Origin of the sequence: Nitratireductor sp. GISD-1A_MAKvit (genome assembly GCF_040819555.1) — a bacterium.
Classification (GTDB): Bacteria; Pseudomonadota; Alphaproteobacteria; order Rhizobiales; family Rhizobiaceae; genus Nitratireductor.
Map to the genome: position 1 here is coordinate 3,784,892 of NZ_CP161920.1, position 25,592 is coordinate 3,810,483.

General features: G+C 61.6%; 22 protein-coding genes, 1 tRNA gene and 4 pseudogenes. 17 read left to right on the forward strand and 10 right to left on the reverse strand.

What is annotated here, in order from left to right:
* Nucleotides 1–39 precede the first annotated feature (39 nt).
* The 3 genes and pseudogenes from AB2N04_RS19485 to AB2N04_RS19495 form a co-directional block, all read left to right on the forward strand.
* The gene (locus tag AB2N04_RS19485; protein WP_367716421.1) at nt 40–330 is read left to right on the forward strand and encodes a DUF1778 domain-containing protein; all 291 of its coding nucleotides are present in this window, start codon (nt 40–42) and stop codon (nt 328–330) included.
* Nucleotides 327–842, forward strand: a complete 516-nt coding sequence (locus AB2N04_RS19490) for a GNAT family N-acetyltransferase (RefSeq protein ID WP_367716423.1) — start codon at nt 327–329, stop codon at nt 840–842. Before AB2N04_RS19485 ends, AB2N04_RS19490 begins: the two co-directional genes overlap by 4 nt.
* Before the next feature lie 35 nt (nt 843–877).
* Nucleotides 878–2,488 (forward strand): annotated as a pseudogene (locus tag AB2N04_RS19495) (recombinase family protein); the annotation flags it as partial.
* Here AB2N04_RS19495 and AB2N04_RS19500 read toward each other — a convergent pair.
* A tRNA-Ser gene (locus tag AB2N04_RS19500) sits at nt 2,459–2,548 on the reverse strand. The pseudogene AB2N04_RS19495 and the gene AB2N04_RS19500 sit on opposite strands and share 30 nt — an antisense overlap.
* 86 nt (nt 2,549–2,634) lie before the next feature.
* Between AB2N04_RS19500 and AB2N04_RS19505 the strand changes: the two genes are divergently transcribed.
* From AB2N04_RS19505 to AB2N04_RS19530, 6 genes and pseudogenes are all read left to right on the forward strand, one after another.
* Nucleotides 2,635–3,078 (forward strand): hypothetical protein, encoded by a 444-nt coding sequence (locus tag AB2N04_RS19505; RefSeq protein ID WP_367716425.1) that lies wholly within the window; start codon nt 2,635–2,637, stop codon nt 3,076–3,078.
* Between the two features lie 276 nt (nt 3,079–3,354).
* Nucleotides 3,355–4,347 (forward strand): BMP family protein, encoded by a 993-nt coding sequence (locus AB2N04_RS19510; RefSeq protein WP_367716426.1) that lies wholly within the window; start codon nt 3,355–3,357, stop codon nt 4,345–4,347.
* A gap of 127 nt (nt 4,348–4,474) precedes the next feature.
* Nucleotides 4,475–5,857 carry a dipeptidase gene (locus AB2N04_RS19515; RefSeq protein ID WP_367716427.1) on the forward strand — a complete coding sequence of 461 codons (1,383 nt, stop codon included), beginning with the start codon at nt 4,475–4,477 and terminating at the stop codon, nt 5,855–5,857.
* Between the two features lie 15 nt (nt 5,858–5,872).
* Nucleotides 5,873–6,490, forward strand: a complete 618-nt coding sequence (locus AB2N04_RS19520; RefSeq protein ID WP_367716429.1) for a ribonuclease D — start codon at nt 5,873–5,875, stop codon at nt 6,488–6,490.
* Between the two features lie 109 nt (nt 6,491–6,599).
* Nucleotides 6,600–8,802: pseudogene (locus AB2N04_RS19525) on the forward strand (transglycosylase domain-containing protein).
* A 75-nt stretch (nt 8,803–8,877) separates the two neighbouring features.
* Entirely contained in the window at nt 8,878–9,621 is a 744-nt protein-coding gene (locus tag AB2N04_RS19530; protein WP_367716430.1) for an SDR family NAD(P)-dependent oxidoreductase, read from the forward strand.
* A gap of 90 nt (nt 9,622–9,711) precedes the next feature.
* Here the strand turns inward: AB2N04_RS19530 and AB2N04_RS19535 are convergent, their stop codons facing one another.
* Entirely contained in the window at nt 9,712–10,158 is a 447-nt protein-coding gene (locus AB2N04_RS19535) for a host attachment protein (RefSeq protein WP_367716431.1), read from the reverse strand.
* 267 nt (nt 10,159–10,425) lie between these two features.
* Between AB2N04_RS19535 and AB2N04_RS19540 the strand changes: the two are divergent.
* From AB2N04_RS19540 to rpsU, 7 genes and pseudogenes are all read left to right on the forward strand, one after another.
* Nucleotides 10,426–10,965: pseudogene (locus AB2N04_RS19540) on the forward strand (bifunctional precorrin-2 dehydrogenase/sirohydrochlorin ferrochelatase); the annotation flags it as partial.
* A gap of 96 nt (nt 10,966–11,061) precedes the next feature.
* Nucleotides 11,062–11,812 (forward strand): annotated as a pseudogene (gene cobA, locus AB2N04_RS19545) (uroporphyrinogen-III C-methyltransferase).
* Nucleotides 11,812–12,120, forward strand: a complete 309-nt coding sequence (locus tag AB2N04_RS19550; protein ID WP_367716432.1) for a DUF2849 domain-containing protein — start codon at nt 11,812–11,814, stop codon at nt 12,118–12,120. Before cobA ends, AB2N04_RS19550 begins: the two are co-directional and overlap by 1 nt.
* A 16-nt stretch (nt 12,121–12,136) precedes the next feature.
* Complete coding sequence (locus AB2N04_RS19555; RefSeq protein ID WP_367716433.1) at nt 12,137–13,807, forward strand: nitrite/sulfite reductase; 1,671 nt, start codon at nt 12,137–12,139, stop codon at nt 13,805–13,807.
* The gene (locus tag AB2N04_RS19560) at nt 13,782–14,549 is read left to right on the forward strand and encodes a phosphoadenylyl-sulfate reductase (RefSeq protein ID WP_367716435.1); all 768 of its coding nucleotides are present in this window, start codon (nt 13,782–13,784) and stop codon (nt 14,547–14,549) included. Before AB2N04_RS19555 ends, AB2N04_RS19560 begins: the two co-directional genes overlap by 26 nt.
* Nucleotides 14,550–14,559: 10 nt before the next feature.
* The gene (locus AB2N04_RS19565; protein ID WP_367716436.1) at nt 14,560–15,081 is read left to right on the forward strand and encodes a DUF934 domain-containing protein; all 522 of its coding nucleotides are present in this window, start codon (nt 14,560–14,562) and stop codon (nt 15,079–15,081) included.
* 295 nt (nt 15,082–15,376) lie between these two features.
* A complete protein-coding gene (gene rpsU, locus AB2N04_RS19570) occupies nt 15,377–15,604 on the forward strand; it encodes a 30S ribosomal protein S21 (protein ID WP_007010888.1) in 228 nt (75 codons plus the stop codon).
* 102 nt (nt 15,605–15,706) lie between these two features.
* Here rpsU and AB2N04_RS19575 read toward each other — a convergent pair whose 3' ends face one another.
* The 6 genes from AB2N04_RS19575 to AB2N04_RS19600 form a co-directional block, all read right to left on the reverse strand.
* A complete protein-coding gene (locus AB2N04_RS19575; protein WP_367716437.1) occupies nt 15,707–15,910 on the reverse strand; it encodes a hypothetical protein in 204 nt (67 codons plus the stop codon).
* Nucleotides 15,911–16,030: 120 nt separating this feature from the next.
* Nucleotides 16,031–17,059, reverse strand: coding sequence for a proline racemase family protein (locus AB2N04_RS19580; protein WP_367716438.1), 1,029 nt, complete (start codon nt 17,057–17,059; stop codon nt 16,031–16,033).
* Nucleotides 17,060–17,062: 3 nt separating this feature from the next.
* Nucleotides 17,063–18,175 (reverse strand): cis-3-hydroxy-L-proline dehydratase, encoded by a 1,113-nt coding sequence (locus AB2N04_RS19585; protein ID WP_367716439.1) that lies wholly within the window; start codon nt 18,173–18,175, stop codon nt 17,063–17,065.
* 104 nt (nt 18,176–18,279) lie between these two features.
* The gene (locus AB2N04_RS19590) at nt 18,280–19,281 is read right to left on the reverse strand and encodes a 4-hydroxyproline epimerase (RefSeq protein ID WP_367716440.1); all 1,002 of its coding nucleotides are present in this window, start codon (nt 19,279–19,281) and stop codon (nt 18,280–18,282) included.
* Between the two features lie 12 nt (nt 19,282–19,293).
* Nucleotides 19,294–20,553, reverse strand: a complete 1,260-nt coding sequence (locus AB2N04_RS19595; RefSeq protein ID WP_367716441.1) for an NAD(P)/FAD-dependent oxidoreductase — start codon at nt 20,551–20,553, stop codon at nt 19,294–19,296.
* A 17-nt stretch (nt 20,554–20,570) separates the two neighbouring features.
* The gene (locus AB2N04_RS19600) at nt 20,571–22,028 is read right to left on the reverse strand and encodes an aldehyde dehydrogenase family protein (RefSeq protein WP_367716442.1); all 1,458 of its coding nucleotides are present in this window, start codon (nt 22,026–22,028) and stop codon (nt 20,571–20,573) included.
* Nucleotides 22,029–22,396: 368 nt separating this feature from the next.
* Between AB2N04_RS19600 and AB2N04_RS19605 the strand changes: the two genes are divergently transcribed.
* Nucleotides 22,397–23,062, forward strand: coding sequence for a GntR family transcriptional regulator (locus tag AB2N04_RS19605; RefSeq protein WP_367716443.1), 666 nt, complete (start codon nt 22,397–22,399; stop codon nt 23,060–23,062).
* A gap of 544 nt (nt 23,063–23,606) precedes the next feature.
* Here the strand turns inward: AB2N04_RS19605 and AB2N04_RS19610 are convergent.
* Nucleotides 23,607–24,812 carry a lytic murein transglycosylase gene (locus tag AB2N04_RS19610; RefSeq protein WP_367718865.1) on the reverse strand — a complete coding sequence of 402 codons (1,206 nt, stop codon included), beginning with the start codon at nt 24,810–24,812 and terminating at the stop codon, nt 23,607–23,609.
* Nucleotides 24,813–24,957: 145 nt separating this feature from the next.
* Nucleotides 24,958–25,563, reverse strand: a complete 606-nt coding sequence (gene recR / locus AB2N04_RS19615; protein WP_367716444.1) for a recombination mediator RecR — start codon at nt 25,561–25,563, stop codon at nt 24,958–24,960.
* Nucleotides 25,564–25,592 lie beyond the last annotated feature (29 nt).

Sequence of the window (25,592 nt, forward strand, 5' to 3'; positions counted from 1 at the left end):
CGGCAATATGCCGTATATATTCCTTCAAGGAGATCAACCATGCCCAGACCCGCAAGTGAAATCGAAACCGCACGCCTTGAGGCGCGCGTTCCCGTCCATGTCTATGAGCAGATGCAGCGCGCGGCCAAGCTGCGCGGCATGACACTGACGGGCTATCTCATCGCCACGGCTGGCGAGGATGCCCGCCGCACGGTCGAGGAAGCCGATGTGCTGCGTCTGGCGGCCGAGGATCAGGTGCGCTTTGCAAAGGCGCTGATAGACCCGCCCGCGCCCAATGCACGTCTGGCCCGCGCCGCGAAGCGTCATGCTGACCTGATCGCGCCCCGGTGATTGCGAGGTTTGCGATAGAGGCGCTGACCAAGGCCCACCAGCGCAAGACGTTCTCGTGCGGCAACGAGCGGATAGACCGCTATTTCCGCGAGACGGTCACGCAGGACATGAAGCGCCGATACGCGACCTGCTTTGTCGCCCGAGACCTTGAGACCGACCGCATTGCAGGTTTCTACACGTTGTCATCGAGCAACGTCCCGCTGACCGCCGTGCCCGAGCTGCTGGCGAGCCGGTTGCCGCGCTATCCGACCGTCCCGGCCGTTTTGATAGGCTGGCTTGGACGAGACCAGTCCTATGCCGGGTTTGGACTCGGAGAGGTATTGCTGTTCGACGCCATCAGGACCGTCGCCGAAGCGCCGATAGGCGCTCACGCCATATTCGCCGACGCTATCGACGCGAAGGCCGCAGCCTTTTACGCGGCCTTCGGCTTCACGCCGCTGACTGACCGGCCCAATACCCTTTATCTGCCTGTTGCGACCGCACAGCGCCTTTTGTCGGGAGAAGCCTCATGACAATTTCGAGCAATGGCGAATCTTCGCATCGGGTGATGCAGCGCGCCGCCCTCTATCTTCGTGTCTCGACGGCGCGGCAGGCCGAGCATGACGTGTCGATTCCCGACCAGAAGCGGCAGGGCGAATCCTATTGCGAGTCACGCGGGCTGCAACTGGTCGAAACCTTCATCGAACCGGGCGCATCGGCGACCAATGACCGTCGCCCCGAATTCCAGCGCATGATCGAGGCGGGAACGTCCAAGCCCGCGCCCTTCGATGTGGTCGTGGTCCATTCGTTCAGCCGGTTCTTCCGCGATCACTTCGAGCTTGAGTTCTATGTCCGCAAGCTGGCGAAGAACGGCGTGAAGCTGGTTTCGATAACACAGGAAATGGGGGATGACCCCATGCACGTCATGATGCGGCAGATCATGGCGCTGTTCGATGAATACCAGTCCAAGGAAAACGCCAAGCACGTCATGCGGGCCTTGAAGGAGAATGCCCGCCAAGGCTTCTGGAACGGCTCGCTTCCCCCTATCGGCTACCGCACCGTCGCCGCCGAGCAGCGCGGTGCGAAGACCAAGAAGAAATTGGAGATTGATCCGCTGCACGCCGATACGGTGCGGCTGATCTATCGTCTTGCGCTGGAAGGCGACGGCACCACCGGACAGATGGGCGTCAAGAACATCGTCTCGTATCTCAACAGCCGCCGCATCTTCACCCGCGACGGCGGACGCTGGGGCATCGGTCAGGTTCACCGTATTCTGACCCGCCGCACCTATATGGGCGAGCATGAGTTCAACAAACGCTCCAAAACCAAGGAATTGAAGCCGGTCAGTGAGATCGTGACGGTTCCGGTCCCGCCGATCATCGACAGCGAAACCTTCGAGGCAGTGCAGAAGCTACTCAAAGCCCGCAACCCAAAGGTCATGCCCGCCCGCGTCATCAACGGCCCAACCATGCTGACCGGCCTGATCCATTGCGCCAAGTGCGGTGGAGCCATGACCATCCGCACCGGCAAGGGCGGGCGCTATCGCTATTATGCCTGCTCCATGAAAGCGCGACAGGGTCCCACCGCCTGCGAGGGCATGGCCGTGCCGATGGAAAAGCTGGACGATCTGGTCGTCAATCACCTTGAAAAGCAGCTACTCCAGCCCGAGCGGCTGGAAACCGTTCTTGCCGCCGCGCTCGACCGCAGGGAAGAACACGCCGAACGCCGCCGCGAGCACATCGCCGAGTTGAACAAGCGCTCAGCCGAATCGGAATTGCGCCTCAAGCGGCTCTATGACGCCATCGAGGCAGGTGTTGCCGATCTGAACGATCCGGCGCTGAAAGACCGCATCGACGGTCTCAAGGCCATCCGCGATCAGGCCAAGGCCGATGCAGCGCGCGCACAGGCCATGCTTCAGAACACAGGACAGAAGGCGGTGACGCCGCAGATGCTGCGCAAGTTCGCCGCAACCGCCCGCGAGCGTATCCGGCTGGAAGGCGGCGGCTATCGCCGCGACCACCTGCGCGCACTCGCTCAGCGCGTCGAGGTCGCGGAGGGCGAGGTTCGCATCATGGGATCGAAGTCCCGGCTGCTACAGACGCTCGTGGCGGGAAGTGGCGTAAACGCAGTGCCCACTCAGGGACTGAAGTGGCGGAGAGAGAGGGATTCGAACCCTCGATACGGTTTCCCGTATACACGCGTTCCAGGCGTGCGCCTTCAACCACTCGGCCACCTCTCCAGGCGCGGCTTTTTCAGCCTTGCGCGAGGCTCATCTAGTCGAAATGAACGCGAATGCCAAGTCCAGTCTGTGACAGTTTTTGCAATTTGCTGTGTTTTCCTGTTCCTGAAACGGGCAAAGGCTCGACCTCACGGGCAACGATTGCCATCCTGCATGGCGCAGCCTATGTCTCGCACACAGTCGTCCGCCTGCCGAACCTGTCGCAAAACGAGGAAGCGATGTTTCGCGTGATTTTTCGAGCTTTGGCCTTTTTCTCCCTGGCAGTCGCCGTCATCATGGCGGTGATCGATGCAACACGCTCGATAGCGGCTTCCGCGCTCACCTTCACGCCGTTGAGGGAAAGCTGGTCTTCCGTCTCTCCCGAGACGCTGAACCAGTTTCAGATGCTGATCCAGCAGCACACGCTTCCGATGCTCTGGGATCCTGTCCTTGTGTCCGTTCTCAACATGCCCGGCTGGGCGGTTTTTGCTGCTCTGGCTGTTCTGTTTCTTGCGCTCGGGCACCGGCGCCGGAGGCCGACTTTCGCCTGATTTCCCCGCGAAAACGGAAATCCCTCGGGCTGCGGTCGATCAGGGCAGCGCCAGAAGCGACGTGTTTTCCGGATGGTCAAAATTCCGCGTGAAATTTCAAATCAGCCATGCAACAGTGCAAGCAGGAGAAGAGTGAACCGCTTTTCTCATGCCATCCCTGCCAGTCCATGGCCGGCGGCGGAATGCTCGCAAGGGCGCGGGAAGAGACGAGCCTTTCAGGCCGTAGCACCCGTGGCAAAGAACGAGAGAAAATACAACCGACAGGGTGTGGATCACATGAAGCGTATTGTTCTCGGCCTACTGGCCGCCACCGCATTGTCCGCAAGCGCATTCGCGGACGAAATCGCCCCCGCTCTCATCTATGACATGGGAGGAAAGTTTGACAAATCCTTCAATGAGGCTGCCTATAATGGCGCCGAGCGCTTCAAGGAAGAAACCGGCATCGAGTATCAGGAGTTTGAAATCTCCAATGATGCCCAGCGCGAGCAGGCACTGCGCCACTTTGCCGACAAGGGCCACAATCCCATTGTCATGGCCGGATTTACCTGGGTCGACTATCTGAAAAAGGTGGCGCCCGAATATCCCGACCTCGACTTTACGATCATCGACGATGCTGTCGACGCGCCCAATGTGCGCTCGGTCACCTTCAAGGAGCAGGAAGGCTCCTATCTGGTGGGGATGCTTGCAGCGCTCGCCTCCGAGACCGGTACAGTCGGCTTTGTCGGCGGCATGCAGGTCCCGCTCATCGGAAAATTCGAGTGCGGTTATGTCGGCGGCGCAAAGGCGGCGAAATCGGACGCCAAGGTGATCCGCAATTATGCCGGTGACACGCCCGCCGCCTGGAACGACGCGACGAAGGGCAGCGAGATCGCGCGCACCCAGATCGACCAGGGCGCCGATGTGATCTACCACGCGGCCGGCGGCACGGGCGTTGGCGTTCTGCAGGCTGCAGCGGACGCGGGCAAGCTTGGCATCGGCGTCGATTCCAACCAGAACGGCCTGCATCCGGGCCATGTGCTGACCTCCATGGTCAAGAAGGTGGATGTTGCCGTCTACAATGCCTTCATGGATGCCAAGAATGGGGAATTTACCTATGGCCTTCAGGATCTCGGACTTGCCGAGGAAGGCGTTGGCTATGCGATGGATGAACACAACAAGGATCTCATCACTGACGAGATGAAGGCTGCGGTCGAGGAAGCCAAGCAGAAGATCATCGATGGCGAGATCGAAGTGCACAACTTCCTCAGCGACAACGCCTGCCCCTACTGAGGCCTTTGCAGGTTCTGACGAAACAACCCGAAGGGCCGCCCGTGCGGCCCTTTTTCCTTTCCTCATCGCGGCCTGAATGTGATAGGCCGCTTGAGCACTTTCTCCGAACAGTCTTCAGGAGCTTTCCATGTCCGATATCGCCCCGGTTCTCGATCAGCTCGATCGTTCTCTCGATCAGAGTCTGGAGCGGCTCTTCGACCTGTTAAAGATCAGGTCGATTTCCACCGACCCTGCCTTTGCCGATGAATGCCGCAAGGCTGCCGAGTGGCTGGTGGAGGACCTGAAGACGATCGGTTTCGAGGCCAGCGTGCGTGACACGGCAGGTCATCCGATGGTGGTGGCCCATCACGATGGCGAGGGGCCGCACGTGCTGTTCTACGGGCATTACGATGTGCAGCCGGTCGATCCGCTGAACCTGTGGGAGAACGATCCGTTCGATCCCGCGGTCAAGGAGATCGAGCCCGGACGCAAGGCCATTGTCGGGCGTGGCTCTTCGGACGACAAGGGCCAGCTCATGACCTTTGTGGAAGCCTGCCGCGCCTACAAGGCGGTGCATGGCAAGCTGCCCTGCAAGATCACCATCCTGTTCGAGGGCGAAGAGGAATCCGGCTCGCCTTCGCTGCGTCCCTTCCTGGAAGAAAACCGCGCAGAGCTTTCAGCCGAATACGCGCTGGTGTGCGACACCGCCATGTGGGACCCGCAGACGCCTGCCGTCTGCGTCGGCCTGCGTGGGCTTGTGGGTGAGGAAATCACCATTAAGGCGGCGGACCGAGACCTGCATTCGGGCTTTTTCGGCGGAGCGGCGGCCAATCCCATCACGGTTCTGGCCCGCATTCTGGGCGACCTGCATGATGAGAACGGGCGGGTCACCGTGCCGGGCTTCTATGAAGGCGTGGAGGAAACGCCGGAAGAGATCCTGAAAAGCTGGGAAGGGCTTGGCGAGACGACGGAGAATTTCCTCGGCCCAATCGGCCTTTCAAACCTGTTTGGCGAGAAGGATCGCTCGGCGCTGGAGCTCGTCTGGGCCCGCCCGACCGCTGAAGTGAACGGCATCACCGGCGGCTATACCGGCGAAGGCTTCAAGACCGTCATTCCGGCAGAAGCCTCGGCCAAGGTTTCTTTCCGGCTGGTCCACAAGCAGGACCCGGAGAAGATCCGCACCGCGTTCCGCGCCTTTGTCGAGGAACGGCTGCCGACCGATTGCAGCGTGGAGTTCCACGCGCACGGCGGTTCGCCGGCATTCCAACTCGATTACGACATGCCGCTGGTGACAAAGGCGCAGGGTGCGCTGAGCGACGAATGGCCCAAGCCCGCAGTGGCGATTGCAATGGGCGGTTCGATCCCGATTGCCGGCGAGTTCCGCCGCATGCTCAACATGGAAACGCTGCTGGTGGGCTTTGGCCTGCAGGATGACCGCATCCATTCACCGAACGAGAAATACGACCTGAACTCTTTCCAGCGCGGCCAGCGCTCCTGGGTCCGCATTCTCGATGCCCTGAGCAGCAAGTAAGCCTGGAAGAACACCATGACGATCCGATTTCACAAGAACGATCTGCCCGATCTCAGCAACTACGATGTCGATGCCGTCGCAATCGACACGGAGACACTGGGCCTGAAACCGCACCGCGACCGGCTGTGCGTGGTGCAGCTTTCGCCCGGCGATGGCACGGCCGATGTGGTGCAAATCGATGCCGGGCAGAAGAAGGCGCCCAACCTCGTCGCACTTTTGAAGAACCGCAAGATCACCAAGCTGTTCCATTATGCGCGGTTTGATCTGGCGGTGCTCTATCACAGCTTCGGCGTGATGCCGGAGCCGGTGTTCTGCTCCAAGATCGCCTCGCGTCTCACCCGCACCTATACGGATCGCCACGGGCTGAAGGATCTTTGCAACGAACTGCTCGGCATTTCCCTTTCCAAGGCGCAGCAGTCTTCCGACTGGGCAGCCGAGGAGCTTTCGCCCGAACAGCTCGAATACGCGGCGTCCGACGTGCTCTACCTGCATCAGTTGCGTGAAAAGCTGATTGCGCGGCTCGAGCGCGAAAAGCGTACGCGTGAGGCCGAAGCCTGCTTTCGCTTCCTGCCGACGCGGGCCAAACTGGACCTGATGGGCTGGGAAGAGGCGGATATCTTCGCTCATAGCTGAGCGCTTCCAGCCGTTTTTGTTTAATTTGACTTAACTGCGCCTTAAACCGCTGCCTTTTACTGTGCCCGCAGAGTACGTGCGGGTGCAGGGTTGTGGGGTTTGTGAGCGTATGGCGCGCAGGACGAAAAACCGAAGAATCGAGCCGACTTTCGACGCGCCGGCGGCGCGCCGGAGCGGAGACGATCTGAAACTCGGTGACAGCGACCGCGTCGTGCCGACACGCCAGCGGCGCAGGCCTGCCAAAGGCAAAGGCTCCAGGCGCACAAGAAACACGCGCCGAAAAAGCGGGGGCGGTGGCGGCTTTTTCGGGTTCCTGCGCACCGCCGTCTACTGGTCGCTCGTTCTGGCGCTTTGGGGCGGCATCGCCGCGGCCGGCTTCACCGCTTACTACGGCGCCAAGATGCCGTCGGCGACCACATGGGAAATTCCTGACCGTCCGCCCAACGTGAAGATTGTCTCTGCGGACGGAGAGATGATTGCCAATCGCGGTATGACCGGTGGCGAGGCGGTGGGGCCTGCATGAAATGTCGCCGCATATCCCGCAGGCGGTGATCGCCATCGAGGACCGGCGCTTCTACTCGCATTTCGGTGTCGATCCGGTTGGCCTTGCCCGCGCCATGGCAGAAAACGTCATGGCGGGGCGGCTGAAACAGGGTGGCTCCACCCTCACACAGCAGCTGGCCAAGAACCTTTTTCTAAAACCCGACCGGACCATTGAACGCAAGGTGCAGGAAGTGCTTCTGGCGCTGTGGCTGGAGCAAAAACATTCCAAGGACCAGATCCTGGAAATGTATCTGAACCGGGTCTATTTCGGCTCGGGCGCCTATGGTGTGGAGGCTGCCGCGCGGCGCTATTTCAACAAGTCTGCGCGGGATGTCACGCTTTCTGAAGCGGCCCTTCTGGCCGGTTTGCTGAAAGCGCCCTCGCGCCTTTCACCGGCACGTGATCCGCAGGCGGCCGAAAGCCGCGCGCAGGTGGTGCTCACTGCCATGCGGGACCAGGGCATGATCGGCGACAGCGAGATGACCACCGCCATGAGCCGCCCCGCCACGCGCGCTGCGGCCTACTGGACGGGTTCGGAACACTATTTCGCCGACCGCGTGATGGAGGAACTGCCCGGGCTGATCGGCGATGTGAAGAGCGACATCATCGTGGAGGCGACGGTCGATCTGCGCCTGCAGAAACAGGCGGAAAAGACCATCCGCAAACTGATCGACGAGAAGGGCGGGAAGCTTTCCGTAAGCCAGGGCGCGCTCGTTTCGATCGACACCAGGGGTGCGGTGCGGGCCATGGTGGGTGGCTATGACTATGCCAACAGCCAGTTCGACCGCGCCTCCGAGGCGCGCCGGCAGCCCGGCTCGGCCTTCAAACCCTTCGTATACATGGCTGCGCTCGAACAGGGGCGGCGGCCCGACAGCGTGCGCAACGATGCGCCGATCAAGATCGGCAACTGGACGCCCGAAAACTACAAGGGCAAGTACCATGGCCCCGTCACGCTATCGGAAGCGCTCGCACGCTCACTCAATTCGGTCGCAGCTCAGCTTGCCATGGAAGCCGGCCCCAAAACCATCGTCGAGCTTGCTCACCGGATGGGCATCGAATCCGACCTGAAGGCCAACGCGTCTCTTGCTCTGGGCACGTCCGAGGTGACCCCGCTGGAGCTGACGGCAGCCTATCTGCCCTTCGCCACCGGCGGATACAGGCCCGAGGTTTATTTCGTGCAGCGCATCACGACGGCATCCGGCAAGGTGCTCTACCAGCACGACAGGCCACGCATGACGCGTGTGGCGAGCCCGGAGATCATCGGCATGATGAACGCAATGATGACGGGGACAATTGAATATGGCAGCGCGCGCGCAGCAAACATCGGCCGTCCGGCAGCAGGCAAAACGGGCACCACGCAGCAATCGCGCGATGCATGGTTCGTGGGATATACGGCCAATCTCGTAACAGGAGTCTGGTTCGGAAACGACGCTTCCAAGGCGACGAAGGCAACCGGCAGTTCCATGCCCGTTCCGGCATGGAAAGCCTTCATGAAGGAGGCCGAGAAGGGCCGCCCGGTCAAGAAACTGCCGGGTTCCTGGAGGCCCGGTTCACCGGGCATCGTGGCCCGTGAGCCCACGGCCCGTCCTGTCCCGCAGGCTGCTGTCGGTGGCGCAGCTCCAGCGCGAACCGCACCACCCCCCGCCCTTCCGACCCACAGCGATCCAGGCCACACGGCTTCGGTCCGCGGCCCTGTGCCGCCTGCCGATGTGGGAGGTGGTGTGCAGAAGAAGCAGACCTCCATTCTCGACATCATTCTGGGAAATTAGAGCCCGCCGGTCCGCTTTTGCCTATCGCATTCCCTCGCGCACTGGCCTACATAGGAGCGGAACAGGGAGCAGGGCATGGTCGACGAACGCAAGACACTGGTTTTAACCGGCGCCAGCCGGGGTATTGGCCACGCGACGGTGAAGCGTTTTTCGCGCGAGGGCTGGCGTGTGATCACATGCTCGCGGCAGGCTTTCTCGGAGGACTGCCCGTGGCCGGCGGGACCGGAAGACCATATCAAGCTTGATCTTTCCGACCAGGAAGATGTGGGCACTGCCATTGCCGAAATCCGCCACCGGCTGGAAGCCAATGGCGGACGGCTGGATGCACTGGTCAACAATGCCGCCATCTCTCCCAAGCTCGAAGGCGGCAAACGAATGAATTCCATCGAAACGCCAATGCATGTGTGGCGCGACGTTTTTCAGGTGAATTTCTTTGCGCCGATCATGCTGGCGCGCGGGCTCTTCAGGGAACTCGGCAACGCCAGGGGTTCCGTGGTCAACGTGACCTCCATTGTCGGCAGCCGGGTGCATCCCTTTGCAGGCACCGCCTATGCCACCTCCAAGGCCGCGCTCGTGGCGCTCACGCGCGAAATGGCCGCCGATTTCGGCCCGCACGGCATTCGCGTCAACGCCATTGCGCCCGGCGAGATCGAAACCTCGATCCTCTCACCCGGCACGGAAAAGATCGTCGAGACCATTCCGCTGCGCCGGCTGGGGCAGACATCGGAAGTGGCCGAGACGATCTACTTTCTGTGCTCGGCCCAGTCGTCATATGTTTCGGGCGCGGAAATCCATATCAATGGCGGACAGCACGTCTGAGCACCCAGGCCGGGTTACGGCTCCCGCTACGGTGAAACCGGATGCAGCGCGTGGCGACACAATGCCACGCACCGCCCGCCTTCGGCCCTACTACTGCATCAGAACTTTCTCGATGTCGCCGACCGTGTGATTGGTCAGCGTCTTGGCGATCTCACCGATCACCTTGTCTTCCACTTCCTTGTGCATTTCCTTGCGCAGTTCACCCATCACCAGCGGTGGGGCAACGAGCACAAGTTTGCTGAACTTGCCCTTGTGAGCGAGCTTGTAGAGCCGCTCTGCCACCTCGGCTGCAAAACGCTCCTTCTCGATACGGTGCCAGTCTGTCTCGTCGACGGCGCTGCGGTGAACATTCTTGCCATCATTGAAGCGCCCCGGCTTGTCTGTCCCCTGCTCGCGGCTTGGTGGATTTTCTTCGTGGATCGTTCGCACCACCTGAAGATTGGGATAGGTCGCATCGCCCTCATTGCGAAGAAACAGCGCCTTTTCGCCATCGGCGACGACAACCCATGCATCGTGTACGAGCCGGAACTCAGCCATATCAATCTCCATTGCTTCTATGGTTCTGAGGAAACGCAGTCTGCCGCTTCCCGTTCCACTGATGGATATGGGTATACCGAAAGGTTCGCGGAAGGATTTCCTGCCGGAAAGCGGTGCGGCGAAAAAGCAATCTTGTCGCTTCCGCGCGACGGCGAGTGTGTTTCTTCTCAGGCAATGCTGCAAGCCGCCATTATTCAGGGCATCTTTCACGAAGGCTCGCGAACCATGGCGACAGACACTCAAAAGCTTGCCGCTTTCCCCGTGTTCATGCGGGTGGAAAACCGCCCGGTCGTTATTGTTGGCAATGGCGACGAGGCGCTCGCCAAGGCGCGCCTTCTCAACCAGTCGAGTGCGGCGCTCACACTTGTTGCCGATGCGCCCGAGAAAGCGCTCGCTGACTGGGCCGAGGCCAATGACGCCCGTTTGATCAGGGCACCCTATGCTCCGCGCTATATCGAGAATGCAGCGCTGGTCTTTGCCGCGACCGATGACGAGGCGCAGGATCGCATCATTGTCGCGGATGCGCGGGCGCGCTCCATTCCCGTCAACGCGGTGGATCGGCCCGAGCTTTGCGATTTCTACACGCCAGCGCTCGTGAACCGGGCGCCGCTCGCGGTTGCGATCGGAACCGAGGGCGCCGGCCCCGTGCTGGCGCAGATGGTGCGGGCGCGCGTCGACCAGATGCTCTCCCCGTCGCTTGGCGCACTCGCCCAGCTCGCCACGCAATACCGCGACGCCGTGGACCGGCTGGTGCCGCGTGGCCTTGCGCGTCGCCGGTTCTGGAAGGCCTTCTTCACTGGCGACACGGCGCGTGCGGTGGAGCGCGGTGACGCGGCCGCTGCCCGGCGCAGTGCATCCAGCCTGCTGGCCGCCGGTGAGGACATTCCCGGCCATATCGCGCTGGTGGGCGCAGGCCCGGGTGCGGAAGACCTTCTGACGCTGCGCGCCCAGCGCTTGCTCATGGAAGCCGATGTCATCGTTTACGATGCGCTGGTGCCGGAGGCCGTGGTCGCCATGGGGCCGACGCGATGCCGAGCGCATCTCCGTCGGCAAACGCAAGGGCTGCCACTCCAAGAGCCAGGAAGAGATCAACGATCTGCTCGCGACGCTGGGGCGCGCGGGCAAGCGCGTTGTTCGGCTGAAATCCGGCGATCCGCTGATCTTCGGGCGCGCGGGCGAGGAGATGGCGGCACTCCGGGAAGCGGACGTGTCCTATGAAGTTGTGCCGGGCGTGACCGCCGCTTTCGCCGCTGCCGCCGATTTCGAGCTGCCACTGACGCTTCGCGGCATTGCCTCCTCCATCGTGTTCACCACAGGACACGATTTGAAAGGCCGCACCCTGCCCGACTGGGCGAGCCTCGCCGTCTCCGGTGCGACCATCGCCGTCTATATGGGGCGCTCCGTGGCTGCAGATGTGGCCGGGCGTCTTGTCGAGGCCGGCCTCTCGCCGGACACGGCGGTGGCCGTGATCGAGAATGCCAGCCGCGATGACAGGCGGCTCCTGCATGGAACGCTGAATGACCTGCCTTCGCTTGCCGACCGCAGTGAACTGACCGGCCCCGTGATGACGCTGATCGGCGATGCCGTGGCCGGCGCGAATTTTGGGCGCTCGGAAGCGCTCGCGACTTACAAACACCAGCTGGAGCGCGCCTGATGAAGATTGTAGCCGCCAATCGCCTGACCGATGGCGAAACCGTATGGCTGGGGGCCGGCGAGCGCTGGGTGGACACGATCGATGCCGCCCATGTGGCCAAGGATGCCGAGGATGAAGCGCGCATTGCCGCTGCTGGCAAACTGGCGCTGGCTGCCAACATCGTGATCGACGTTTCGCTGGTCGATGTGGAGCTCGTCGACGGCCGCGTCTTCCCCAAACGCCTGCGCGAACGCATCCGCGCCGGCGGGCCCTCCATTCATCCAGAGATCGGCAAGCAGGCGCGGGTCGCCGCGCAGCACGCCGCATAAAGCCAGGTCACGTTTCATGTATCGTTACGACGAATTCGACCAAGCCTTCGTGAAAGCCCGCGTTGCGGAGTTCACCGACCAGGTGGCGCGTCGCCTGTCAGGCGAACTGACGGAGGATCAGTTCAAGCCGCTCCGGCTGATGAACGGCGTCTATCTTCAGCTACACGCCTATATGCTGCGGATCGCCATCCCCTATGGCTCCCTCTCGCCGCGCCAGATGCGCAAGCTCGCCCATATCGCGCGCACCTATGACAAGGGCTATGGGCACTTCACCACGCGGCAGAACCTGCAGTTTCACTGGCCGAAGCTGGTCGACATTCCGCGCATTCTGGAAGAGCTGGCCGAGGTGGAGATGCATGCCATCCAGACCTCCGGCAACTGCATACGCAATGTGACAGCAGACCATTTTGCCGGGGCGGCGGCGGACGAAGTGGCGGACCCCCGCCCCTATGCGGAAATCCTGCGGCAATGGTCATCGCTGCATCCGGAGTTTTCGTATCTGCCGCGCAAGTTCAAGATTGCCGTGACGGGTGCTGCGCGCGACCGCGCGGCCATCGAAGTGCACGATATCGGCCTGCATTTGAAAAAGAACGACAGAGGCGAGCTCGGCTTTGCCGTCTTTGTCGGCGGCGGTCTCGGCCGCACCCCCATGGTGGCCAAGAAGATCCGCGATTTCCTGCCCGAACAGGACCTGCTCTCCTATGTGACGGCGATCCTGCGTGTCTACAATCTGAGCGGACGCCGCGACAACAAATACAAGGCCCGGATCAAGATCCTCGTGCACGAGACCGGCACGGAAGAGCTGAAGGCGCAGGTGGAAAAGGAGTTCGACGAGCTCCGCGAAAGCGAGCTGAAACTGCCCGAGGCCGACATCCGCGCCATCGAAACCTATTTCGCGCCGCCGAAGCTGAAGGCGCGTCCGGAAGGCGACGCGGCGGTGAGCAGGGCTGTGAAGGCCGATCCGGGTTTTGCCGACTGGCTGCGCCGCAATGCGCATACGCACCGCAACCCCGACTATGCCTGCGTGACCGTATCGCTGAAGGGGATCGGCGAGGTGCCGGGCGATGCGACCGACGCACAGATGGACGCGATTGCCGACCTTGCAGAGCAGTATGGCAATGACGAAATCCGCGTCAGCCATGAACAGAACCTGATCCTGCCGCATGTGGCGCGGGCCGACCTGCCGGCAGTGCATGCCGCCCTTGTGGAGATCGGGCTGGCAACGTCCAATGCCGGCCTCATCACCGACATCATCGCCTGCCCCGGGCTCGATTACTGCGCGCTTGCCAATGCCCGCTCCATTCCGGTGGCGCAGGAGATTTCTGAACGGTTTGCCTCTCAGACCCGGCAGGACGAAATCGGCGATTTGCAGATCAAGATTTCCGGCTGCATCAATGCCTGCGGGCATCACCATGTGGGCCATATCGGCATTCTGGGCGTCGAGAAGAAGGGCGCCGAGCTTTATCAGGTTACCCTTGGCGGTTCGGCGCGCGAAGGCTCGACCATTGGCGAGATCATCGGGCGCGGCTTTGCACCCGATGAAATCACGGATGCGGTCGAGACCATTGTCGACACCTATCTGGCGCAACGTGAAAGCCGCGAAGAGAGCTTTCTCGACGCCTATCGCAGGCTTGGCCCCGCACCATTCAAGGAGGCCCTTTATGGCCACGAAGCCAAGGCAGCTTGATCGCGATTTCGCCGCAAATGGCGGTGCGACCGAACTCGCGGATGCGCTGAACCTGCGCTACGGGCATCTGCCGGCGGAAGAGATCATTGCCGTGGCAATCGATCTGTTTGAAGGTGCCGGGGGCATTTCGGCAACATCCTCGTTCGGGGCGGATTCGGCGGCTCTTCTGCATTTGATCGCCGAAGCGGAGCCTGGCCTGCCGATCACGTTTCTCGACACCGGCCAGCACTTTGGCGAGACGCTGCAATATCGCGACCAGCTTGCGGCAGATCTGGGTCTTACCAACATTGTGATCGTGAAGCCGCTCGATGATGCGCTCAATGCTGACGATCCCGACGGCATTCTGCACCGGAGCGATACGGAGCGCTGCTGCGCGATCCGCAAGGTGGAGCCCATGGCCCGCGCCGTCGCTCCCTATCGCGCGTGGTTTACCGGGCGCAAGCGCGGGCAGGCCTCGACACGGGCGGAAATGCCGGTGTTCGAGGCCGTCGGCCCGCGCATCCGCGTCAATCCGCTGGCACGGTGGACGACCGAGGATCAGGCCGACTATATGCGCCGGCACGATCTGCGCCAGAACCCGCTTGTGGCTTTCGGCTATCTGTCGATCGGCTGCTTCCCCTGCACGAGCCCGGTCAAGCCCGGCGAAGACGCGCGCTCCGGCCGCTGGGTCGGACAGGCGAAGACAGAATGCGGCATTCATCTGCCCGGCCTTGAAGCTGCGCTTCCTTCGGCTTCGGGATAGGAGTTTTTTCATGAGCACATCAGACATCCGCCTCTGGTCTCCCGAAGGCTTCCGCGAAAACCGCTGGCACAGGGCCGAGGATGCCGCCGCGCTCAAAGAGGGCGGGTATGTGATCCTGCCGCTCGCGGTTTTTCTCGAACTCGATGATGAGACGCGCGAAGGTGCTGCGGAGCGTATTGGCGTCGAGCTTCAGCCGGGCGATGCGCTCGACGCGCTGTTGCCGCATCTCAGACATCTGCCGCTGGTGGCGCTTGCTTTCCCCGCCTTCAACGATGGGCGCAGCTATTCAAAGGCGGAACTCCTGCGCACCCGCCACGGGTATCGTGGGGAAATCCGGGCAACCGGCGACGTGCTGATCGACCAGGTCGCGCATATGTTCCGGGTGGGGTTCTCAACGCTGGAGATCGTCAACCCGTACACGATCAGCCAGCTTGAGGCCGGAAAGGAAGCGGGCATTCCGCTTTACTATCAGCCTGCAGCGAAGGCGGCCGCCGCGCCCGGATCCTATGCCTGGCGGCGTGTTTCTGCCTGAATTTCCAGGAATTATGCCAAAAATGCGGGGGCTGGAGGCCCTTCTGCGGCATTTCATCTCGAAATGTCAGGATTTCGGCCTATATGAGAGCCAAGGGGTGCATTCCGCACAACTTCTGTTATGGTGCGCTCCATCTTGAGTCGCCCTTAAGCTTGGGCGCCTTTGCATCTTTGCGCCGGCTGATGCCAGGCCCTTGCACCGATGTAGAATAAGATTGACCGAGAGCTGCTCTTCGCGCTTTTAAGCGCACTGGCCACGCTCAACCATTGAAACGCCAACTGAAGAAGGAAGTCCATTGCAGGTTATCGTTCGCGACAACAATGTCGATCAGGCCCTTAAAGTGCTCAAGAAGAAGATGCAGCGCGAGGGTGTTTTCCGGGAGATGAAATCCCGCCGTTCTTATGAAAAGCCGTCGGAAAAGCGCGCACGCCAGCGTGCCGAAGCTGTCCGTCGTGCACGCAAGCTGGCCCGCAAGCAGGCCCAGCGCGAAGGCCTTCTGCCGAAGAAGCGCCGCGCAGCCTAAGGGCTGTCGCCCAGGCTTGACCTGGCTATCGGATTTGAAAACAGGGACGGTGCGGCTCAGGCCCCGTCCCTGTTTTGATTCACGGATTATGCGTGAAGTGGATCAGCCGGCGCGGCGCTCTGCCTCGTCAAGCTTGCCCAGAAGGTCGTGAAACTCTTCCGGCATCTCGGCATCCAGCGAGAAATGCGGCATTCTGTTGAGAAACCGCGTATTTTCGGGGTGGCCAAGACGCTGTCTGACACTGCGCGCAGTGTCAGCGCGACTTGCATCGCTCCGGCGCTCCTGTCGTTTGCTGTGCTGCGTCATTGTCCTTGCCCAATCGTTTTAAATCGCACTCGGTGAGTTAAACCGTCAGACGGGGATTTGTTCCGAGGAATGAGGCGCTTCAGCCACATTCGAGCAACAGGGTAAATTTTTCCTAAAATCTTAAATATCGACCCAGGTGTCGGAAATTCGATATCCCTCGGGCCATGGATCGGCAGGGTCGAGCATCAATTGGTGCGTGCCTGTGACCCAGCCACGGCCAGCGATCTCCGGAATGATAGCCGGCTTATTGCCTGCGCGGGTTTCTCCCGCAATGCGGCACTCGAAACGCGAGCCGAGCACGGACACACCCGTGAAACGGTCGCCCGGTTTCATGTGGCCTCGTGCGTGTAGCACGGCCATGCGGGCGGAACAGCCGGTGCCGGTGGGCGAGCGGTCGAGCTTTGCCGGACGGATGACCACCGTGTTGCGCCCCATGAGACCATCGGCCGTTTTTTCCACCGGCAGGGCGAGCTGGCAGAAGGAGATGTGATCCCATTCCGGATTTTCAGGATGGGAGAAGCCAAGCTGCTCATTGGCAGCCCGTGTGATCTTTGCCCCGGTTTCGGCCAGATCGCGGGCTTCATCGGGCGTGACGGAGAAGCCGAGGGCGGCGGCATCGGCGATGACGAAACTGTCGCCGCCATAGGCGGTATCGACCGTCAGCGTGCCGAGACCCGCAACCTCGAGAGGCGCGTCCAGACGGTCGGCGAAGGAGGGCACATTGGTGACGCGGATACGCTCGGCCTTGCCATTGCGGCATTCGGCGACCACGTGAACGAGACCGCCCGGCGCTTCCAGTACGATTTTCGTCTCGGGCTCGGTCATGGGCACGATGCCCGTGTCGAGGAGCACTGTGGCGACGCAGATGGAGTTGGAACCCGACATGGGCGGCGTGTCTTCCGGCTCCATGATGATAAAGCCCATATCCGCTGCGGGGTTTTTCGGCGGGACGAGTAGATTGACATGGCGGAAGACGCCGCCGCGCGGCTCATTGAGCACAAAGTTGCGCAGCTTGCCGTCGCTGGCGATGAAATTGCGCTGCTCCCACAGCGTATCGCCCGGCGGCGGCAGGACGCCACCGACAATGACGTCGCCCACCTCGCCCTCGGCATGGCAGGAGACGATGTGAATGGCTCGGCTGGAACGCACGGATCAAACTCCTTCACCAAACGAAAGAACCGGCGCGCCGAGCGCCTCGAAATCGGGCTCGATGCCAAGCCCCGGTCCTGAGGGCGCCTTCATGCCGCCATTGACGCGTTTCGGCGCGTTGGCGGCGATGGTTTTGGTGCCATAGGAATTGAAATCCGTTGCCGAGAAGACGAAATCGGACGGCGTCGACTGTGCCAGATGGGCAATCGCGGCGGTGACGATGTCGCCGCCCCACGTGTCTTCAATGGTCATGGGAATGCCGTGTGCCACGCAGACATCGCGCATGGTGCGCGCCTTCGACAGACCGCCGACCTTGGAGATTTTCAGGTTGATGACGTCGAAAGCATCGTCGGCCAGACCGCGCACGAGCGTATCGAGACCGGTGATGTTTTCATCCATGACGAAAGGCTTTGCCGTGCGCCGGCGGATCGACAGGCATTCATCATAAGTGGGGCATGGCTGCTCGATATAGACATCGAGATCGGCCACCGCATCGACCACACGTGCCGCTTCATGGCGGGTCCAGCCGGTGTTGGCGTCGGCAACGAGAATGTCCGTATCGTCGAGGATATCGCGGCAGGCGCGGATGCGGGCAATGTCGTCATCCGCATTGCCGCCGACCTTGAGCTGGAACTTGGTGTAGCCCTCGGCCTTGTAACCGGCAATCTTCTTCGCCATCTGCTCCGGATCTTCCTGCGAAATGGCGCGGTAGAGGCGCACTTCATCCTGCGCGCTGCCGCCAAGAAGCGTGACGAGTGGCAAGCCGCTCGCCTTGCCGAGAAGATCCCAGCACGCAATGTCGAGCGGAGCCTTTACATAGGGATGCCCGTTGAGTGCCGCATCCATGGTGCGATTGACGAGACCGAGATTGGTGGGGTCGAGGCCGATCAGCGTTGGTGCGATTTCCTCAAGCCCGGCCCGCACGCCGCGCGCATAGGACGGCAGATAGGCCGAACCCAGCGGGCAGCATTCGGCATAGCCGGTAAGGCCTTCATCCGTCTCGATGGCAACGACGGTGGAATCGAAGACCTCGACAAAATTTCCGTTCGACCAGGAATAGCGGCCTTCCTTCAGCGGCAGATCGACCTGATAGGCGCGGATAGCTGTGATTTTCATGGTCTCTCCTCAGGGCTTTTCCACTTTTCCTGGAATTGCTTTCTGTCTTGTTGTTTTACGCAATTCCGGACGGAAAACCGGTACCCACTTTTCCTGGAATTGCTTTAGACGACAACAAAGCCGTGGGCATAAGGATCGCGGTCGTCGATCATGATCGTATTGTAGCCCGTGACGCGCGCCCAGCCGGCGACCGAAGGCACGATGGCGGGTTTGCCGGCAATTTGCGTTTCGGCCTCCACACGGCCCTCGAACATGGAACCAATGATGCTTTCATGGACGAAATCATCGCCGGGTTTCAAAAGCCCCCTGGCATGCCAGTGCGCCATGCGGGCGGAGGTGCCCGTACCACAGGGCGAGCGGTCGATCGCCTTGTCTCCATAAAACACCGCATTGCGGGCATGCGCTTGCGGCTGCATGGGACGGCCGGTCCACAGAATGTGGCTCAACCCCCTGATGTCGGGCTTTTCTGGATGGACGAAATCGTATTTCGCGTTGAGGGCTGCGCGCAGTTTCGGGCTCCAGCCGATGAGCTCGCCCGCCGTATGATTTGCCATATCCTCGAAGGCCGCCTGCGGCTCGACGATGGCGTAGAAATTGCCGCCATAGGCGACATCGACCGTGATTTCGCCCAGCCCCTCGACCTCTGCGGTCAGCCCGGTGGAATGCACGAAGGCAGGCACATTGGTGAGGCGCACCTTTTCGACAAAACGGTCGTTCTGCTCATATTCCGCGACGACGAGACCCGCCGGCGTATCGAGGCGCACCACACCGGGCTCGCGCGGACGGATGAGGCCATTCTCGATGCCGATGGTGATGGTGCCGATGGTGCCATGCCCGCACATGGGCAGGCAGCCGGACGTTTCGATGAAGAGGATGCCGATATCGCAATCCTCCCGCGTGGGCGGATAGAGGATGGAGCCGGACATCATGTCGTGGCCGCGCGGCTCGAACATCAGGCCGGTGCGGATCCAGTCATACTCGGCGAGGAAGTGCGCGCGACGCTCCAGCATTGTGGAGCCCTGGAGCTGCGGACCGCCACCGGCCACGACCCGCACGGGGTTTCCGCAGGTGTGTCCGTCGATACAGGTGAAAGTGCTGACCGCCATGGTGTTTTCCTGTCAAAACCGGTCGGGCCGGAAGGGCGATATGTCGATGGGTGGATTTCGATCAAGGATCAGATCAGTGATGAGCCGCGCCGTGGCCGCCGACTGGGTGAGCCCCAGATGACCGTGGCCGAAGGCATGGAGAATGCGCGGGCTGGACGGGGCGCGACCGATGACGGGAAGTGAATCGGGCATTGAGGGGCGCGAACCCATCCACTCCGTGCCGCCTTCGCGTTTCAGCCCCGGCAGGAAGCCGGCAGCCTTGTCGAGCATATGCCGGGCGCGCCTGAAATTGACCGGGGCATCGAAGCCGGCAAGCTCGGACGCGCCGCCCACACGGATGCCGGTGGCAAGCGGCGTGACGACAAACCCATGCGCGGGGAAGATGACCTGACGTTTCAGATCGAAACTGCCGGGTGGCAGCGTGGTGTTGTAGCCGCGCTCAGGCGTGACAGGCAGTTTCTTCCCGAGTGCGGCGGTGAGCCTGCTCGACCACGGCCCGGCGGCGAGAACCGCATGGCCGGCCATGAGCCTGCGGCTGTCCTCAAGCGTGATGCAGACGCCTTCGGCATCCGGATGCATGTGCGAGACCGTGCCTTTGATCAGCTCGACGCCACGCGCCCGGACGGCTTCCAGCAGGGCAAGCGCATAGTCGCGCGGGTCGCTGACCGTTTTCCACTGCGGCAGGAACACGCCCCTCACCAGCCTCGGCGAGAGGCCCGGCTGCAATTCGGCAAGGCGCGCGCCTTCCACGTGCTCGATCTCGACGCCGGCCTTTTCGCAACGCTCCCAGCTCTTCAGCGAGGCGCGCCATGCGGCCTCGCTCTCATAGAGCTCCAGAGCGCCATCATGGCGAACCAGATGATCGAGGTCCGCTTCTTTCGTGAGGGTCGCGGTCTCAGCTTCAGAGAGCCTGTTCAGCGCCGCCTGCGCCGCCGTGCTGGCCTCGATGCGGTCTGGCATGGAGGCGCGGAAGAAGCGCAGAAGCCAGGGCAGAACCTTTGGGAACTCCGCCGGCGGAATGGAGAGCGGCCCCAGCGGATCGAACAGCCATTTGGGCGCCTTGAAGAGAATGCCGGGCGACGCGAGCGGGAGGATGGCCGGGAAAGCAAAGGCACCGGCATTGCCCCGGCTTGCGGCATTGGCCGGAGCATCGCGCTCGATGAGCGTGACCTTCCGGCCTTCCTGCGCCAGCCGGAATGCGGTGGCGATGCCGATGATGCCGCCACCTATGATGGCGACATCGGCTCGATCTTCCGCCCGGGCTTTGCCCATCCCTTCCCTCCTTGCGATCAGGGCTGCGTGTAGGCCGTCTTCACCGTCGTGTAGAACTCGACGGCATAGCGCCCCTGCTCGCGCGAACCGAAGCTCGAGCCCTTCGTGCCGCCGAAAGGCACGTTGTAGTCAACACCGGCGGTCGGCAGGTTGACCATGACCATGCCGGCCTCCGACTTCTGCTTGAAGTCGCTCGCATATTTGAGCGAAGTGGTGCAGATGCCCGAGGAAAGACCAAAGCTTGTGTCGTTGGCGACACTGAGTGCCTCCTCGTAATCCTTGACGCGGATGACGCTGGCGACAGGGCCGAAAACCTCTTCGCGATTGATGCGCATGTCGTTGCTGGTCTCGGTGAAGAGTGCTGGCGCCATGTAGAAGCCGGGTTTCTCCAGTGTCAGCCGCTCTCCGCCGATGGCGAGCTTTCCGCCTTCCTGTCCAGCGATCTCCACATAGGAGAGGTTCTGTTCGAGCTGTTTTTCATCGACCACCGGCCCCATCTGGGTCTTGGGGTCGAGCGCATCGCCGACGACGAGGGACTTGAGCTGTTCAGTCAGTGCGGAAACGAAACGGTCGTGAATGCCCTCCGTCACAACAAGCCGGCTTGAAGCCGTGCAACGCTGGCCGGTGGAGAAGAATGCGCCGTTGAGTGCGGCACCGACCGCCACATCGAGGTCGGCATCGTCCAGAACCACGAGCGGGTTCTTGCCGCCCATTTCGAGCTGGACCTTCTTCAGATGCTCGCCACAGGCTGCAGCAATGCCGCGTCCGGTTGGCACGGAGCCGGTGAAGGAGATGGCCCGGACCTTCGGGTTTTCGATCATGCGCGGGCCGAGCTCGGAGCCGCGACCGGCGACCATGTTGAAGACGCCCTCGGGCAGGCCGGAGCGGGAAAGGATTTCCGCCAGCGCCCAGGCCGAGCCCGGAACCAGCTCTGCCGGCTTCAGCACAACCGCATTGCCATAGGCGAGCGCCGGGGCGATTTTCCACGCCGGGATGGCAATGGGGAAGTTCCACGGGGTGATCATGCCGATAACGCCCATGGGCTCGCGGCGCATGTCCACCTCGACGCCGGGGCGGATGGAATCAAGGCGCTCGCCCGGCAGGCGCACGGCCTCTCCTGCGAAGAACTTGAACACCTGACCGGCGCGCACCACTTCGCCGATGCCTTCGGCCAGTGTCTTGCCTTCCTCGCGGGAGAGGAGATGGCCAAGCTCGTCCTTGCGGGCAATGATCTCATTGCCGACAGCGTCAAGCACATCGAAGCGCTGCTGTGGCGTGGACCGCGCCCAGCCCGGTGCTGCATCATGAGCGGCGTCGATGGCTCGGTCGAGGTCGGCTGCGCCAGAACGCGCCGCAAGGCCAACGACATCGCGCGTGTCGGACGGGTTGATGTTTTCAACCTGGCTGTCGCCCTCGATCCACTCGCCGGCAATGTGGTTCTTGAAATGATAGGTGCGTGCTTCGCTTGTCGCCATTATCTGAATATCCCGAATTGGAAAGTTTCTGCTCTGCCAGACCCTAGACCAGTCACGGTGGGCCAGTCATGCGATGCTTCATTATGCCAGCCTGTCATTTGCGCATGAAACACACGTCCCGCCCCGTCTCTGTGTCAGACCGCCATCTTTTGTCGCCAGTCACGAGGATGAAACTGCTGGAGAACCCAACCGATCCTGCGGTGCCGACAAAACCGCCGGCGCATGTTTAACTCATATTGGATCCAATATACAATCATAATTATCAGGACAACCGCCACAAGCTGGTGCAAAGACACAGGAAAAGGTTGGCGCGGTCGATATGGCAGTGCACCATGGAGTAAGCTCGCAAGGACGGGTCGAGGCAGGACATGAAGCTGAAAAGCATTGATGTAAGACAGACAGCATCTGCGACCGATCTGGTGTTCGAGGCTTTGCGAAAAGCGATTGTGGAAGGCGAACTCTCCGAAGGCGAGCATCTTCGCCAGGATCACATCGCCCGAATGTTCAACACGAGCCGCATACCCGTTCGTGAGGCGCTACAGCGACTGGAACAGGATGGGCTTGTAACCACACAGCGCTACAAGGGCACCGTGGTAGCAGCACTCTCCGCTTCCGAAATCAGCGAGATATTCGACTTTCGTGCACTTCTGGAGAGCGAGGTGATCCGGCTTGCGGTGCCGCGTCTCACACCCCTGCATCTGAAAACGGCCCGAACCCATCTGGAAGCATTTTCAGCGGAAACGGAACCCGCCCGGCTTGGTGAGGCGAACCGGAATTTCCACTACTGTCTCTATGAGACGGCCGATCGCCCCTATCATCTTCAGATCATCCGAACGTCACTCGACCGGGTGGACCGATATCTGCGCGCGCAGCTTAGCCTGACGGGCGGCCAGAAGCGCGCTCATGACGAGCATCTCAAAATTTTCAAAGCCTGTGAGGATGGCGCTGCGGATGAGGCCTCTCGTCTCACCCGAGCGCACATTCTCGATGCCGGCCGCTCACTCCTGAACTTTCTGGAGAAGCGACGCGGCTGAGCGCGATCAGCAACGGCCGGGGCGGACGATTCTGAAGCCGGCTGCGCGGGCAGAACAGGCATTTCCAAACGATCGGCGCTGGCCACCCTTGCGGGCGCACACCGGACGGTATTCACGCGTGCAGATCTGCGGCCGGTCCGGACGATTCGACTGCGGGCGGCAACGTCCCTGGTTCACAACGCGGAAGCCGGCTGCGCGCGCGCTGCATGCATTGGAAAACGTGCGCCGTTCCCCGCTTTTACGCGCGCAGACCGGTTTGTATTCCATCGTGCATATCTGCGGACGATCCGGACGGGGCGGGCGCGGCCGGTTTGACCCTTCTTCCACGACCACAGTACAACCGGCAAGAATCCCCGCCGCCCCGACCAGAACGCATGCGCGGGTTAGTATCTTTCCAATAAACATGAAGCTGCCCTCTCTTCTTTCAGTGCAAACCAGCACGCCAACATTTCATCCCCAGGGCAGCGTATTCGATTTTTGCGAACACGCCAGCATTGAAAAATGCACGTGACCTCAATTAATCGGCTAATAAAATGAAAATTTCCTACTTCAGGGCGCGAATCACACCGTCGGCAGGGAAGCAGGTGGGCGTGACACCGTTTTTCTGCTGCCAATCGCCAATGGAACGACGGGTCTTGAAACCGACGAGGCCGTCAGCGCCCCCGACATCATAGCCGAGCTTTTCGAGACCGCGCTGCATGGCAGCGACCTGACCCCGGCTGAAACCACCGACACGCTGCCAGGATGCTGCAAACGCGCTGTTTCCATACATGATGCGATCACCCGCATGGCCGACGAACAGCGCGTAGAGATCGCTCTCATTGTAATCCTTGAGTCGGTAGAAATTCGGTGTGACGTTGAAGGCCGGGCCGTAGCGGCCAGCGGGCATCATGAGATACCCCTCGCCTCTCAACTCGTGCTCGGGAAACGCCTTTCCGCCAACCCGGCGGATTCCGAGCGCCTGCCAGTCTGCTATGCGCTTGCCGCGATCCGGCCCTTCGAGAGCGCAGGACACGGATTGCGGGACGGTAACCTCAAAACCCCAGTCGCGACCGCGCACCCAGCCATGCTGGGCCAGGTAGTTGGCGATGGAGGCCAAAGTGTCGGCCTGCGAGTTCCAGATATCGGCGGTGCCGTTGCCATCTCCATCGACGGCGTATTTCAGATAGGAACTGGGCATGAACTGCGGCTGGCCCATCGCACCCGCCCAGGAAGAGCGCATGGCACGCGGCGAGACGCCACGGCGCTCCACCATTTCGAGTGCCGACAGAACCTCTTCCCGGAACATTTCCCGGCGGGTTGCGAGGAAAGCCTTGGTTCCAAGCACCTCAAAGGCGTCATAGGGGATTTTTGCGCGACCGAAGCCGGATTCGCGCCCCCAGATGGCGAGCACGATGCCGCGCGAAACGCCGTATCGTTTCTCGATGGAAGATAGGACACCTGCGAGCTGGCCGGCGCGGGAGCGACCTCCCGAAACAACGCCGCCAATATGTTTGAAATAGGCGGATGGAGCGCGGAACTCGGCCTGATGCTGCTTATCGCTGCGTGGCTTGCTCTGTCCTGGAAGAACGAGGTCGGGCAGTTTCAGATTGGGGGAAACATTTGCAAAGGCCGCGTTGAAGGTGGCGGAAGAAATGCCGCGGCGCTGCGCCTCTGGCCAGAGATCGTTGGTCAACCAATTGCGAAACTGAGCCTCAATGGATTGAGCCGACGCAGGAATGGCGATGAAGCAGAGGAAAAGAAAGGCCATGAGGCGGCTTGTCTTGCGGTATCTCATGGCATTTCTCCCATATCTAGAGCATTTCCGCTTTTCCCCGAGTCGCGTAGATGCTCTATCTCTTTGTTTTTACGCAATTCCGGACGGAAAACCGGTTCCCACTTTTCCTGGAATTGCTCTAAAAGCTTGTGCGCGATTTGAGGGCTGCCGACAGCGTTCCCTCGTCCAGATAGTCGAGCTCGCCGCCCACCGGAACGCCATGTGCAAGGCGCGTGACCTTCACCTCCATCCCGGCAAGCTGATCGGTGATATAGTGGGCCGTGGTCTGGCCCTCGACCGTGGCGTTGACGGCGAGGATCAGCTCCGAGACGCCGCCTTCGGCGACACGACTGGTCAGCCCCTTGATGTTGAGATCATCAGGCCCCACACCATCAAGCGGCGAGAGCGTGCCTCCAAGAACGTGGTAGCGCGCATTCATGGCGCCGGCGCGCTCCAGCGCCCAGAGATCGGACACGTCTTCCACCACGATGATCGTGCTGCCATCGCGACGCGGATCGGTGCACATGGTGCACGGATCGCTGGTGTCGACATTGCCACAGGTTGAGCAGACCCGCACCCTGTCGACCGCCTCGGCCATGGCCGCCGTGAGCGGGGCGAGGAGCTGATCCTTCTTCTTGATCAGATGCAATGCGGCCCGCCGGGCCGAGCGCGGGCCAAGCCCCGGCACACGCGCAAGGAGCTGGATGAGACGCTCGATTTCGGGTCCGGCAATGGATTTTGACATGACTGCTCCGCCCACACATGGCCAAGCCG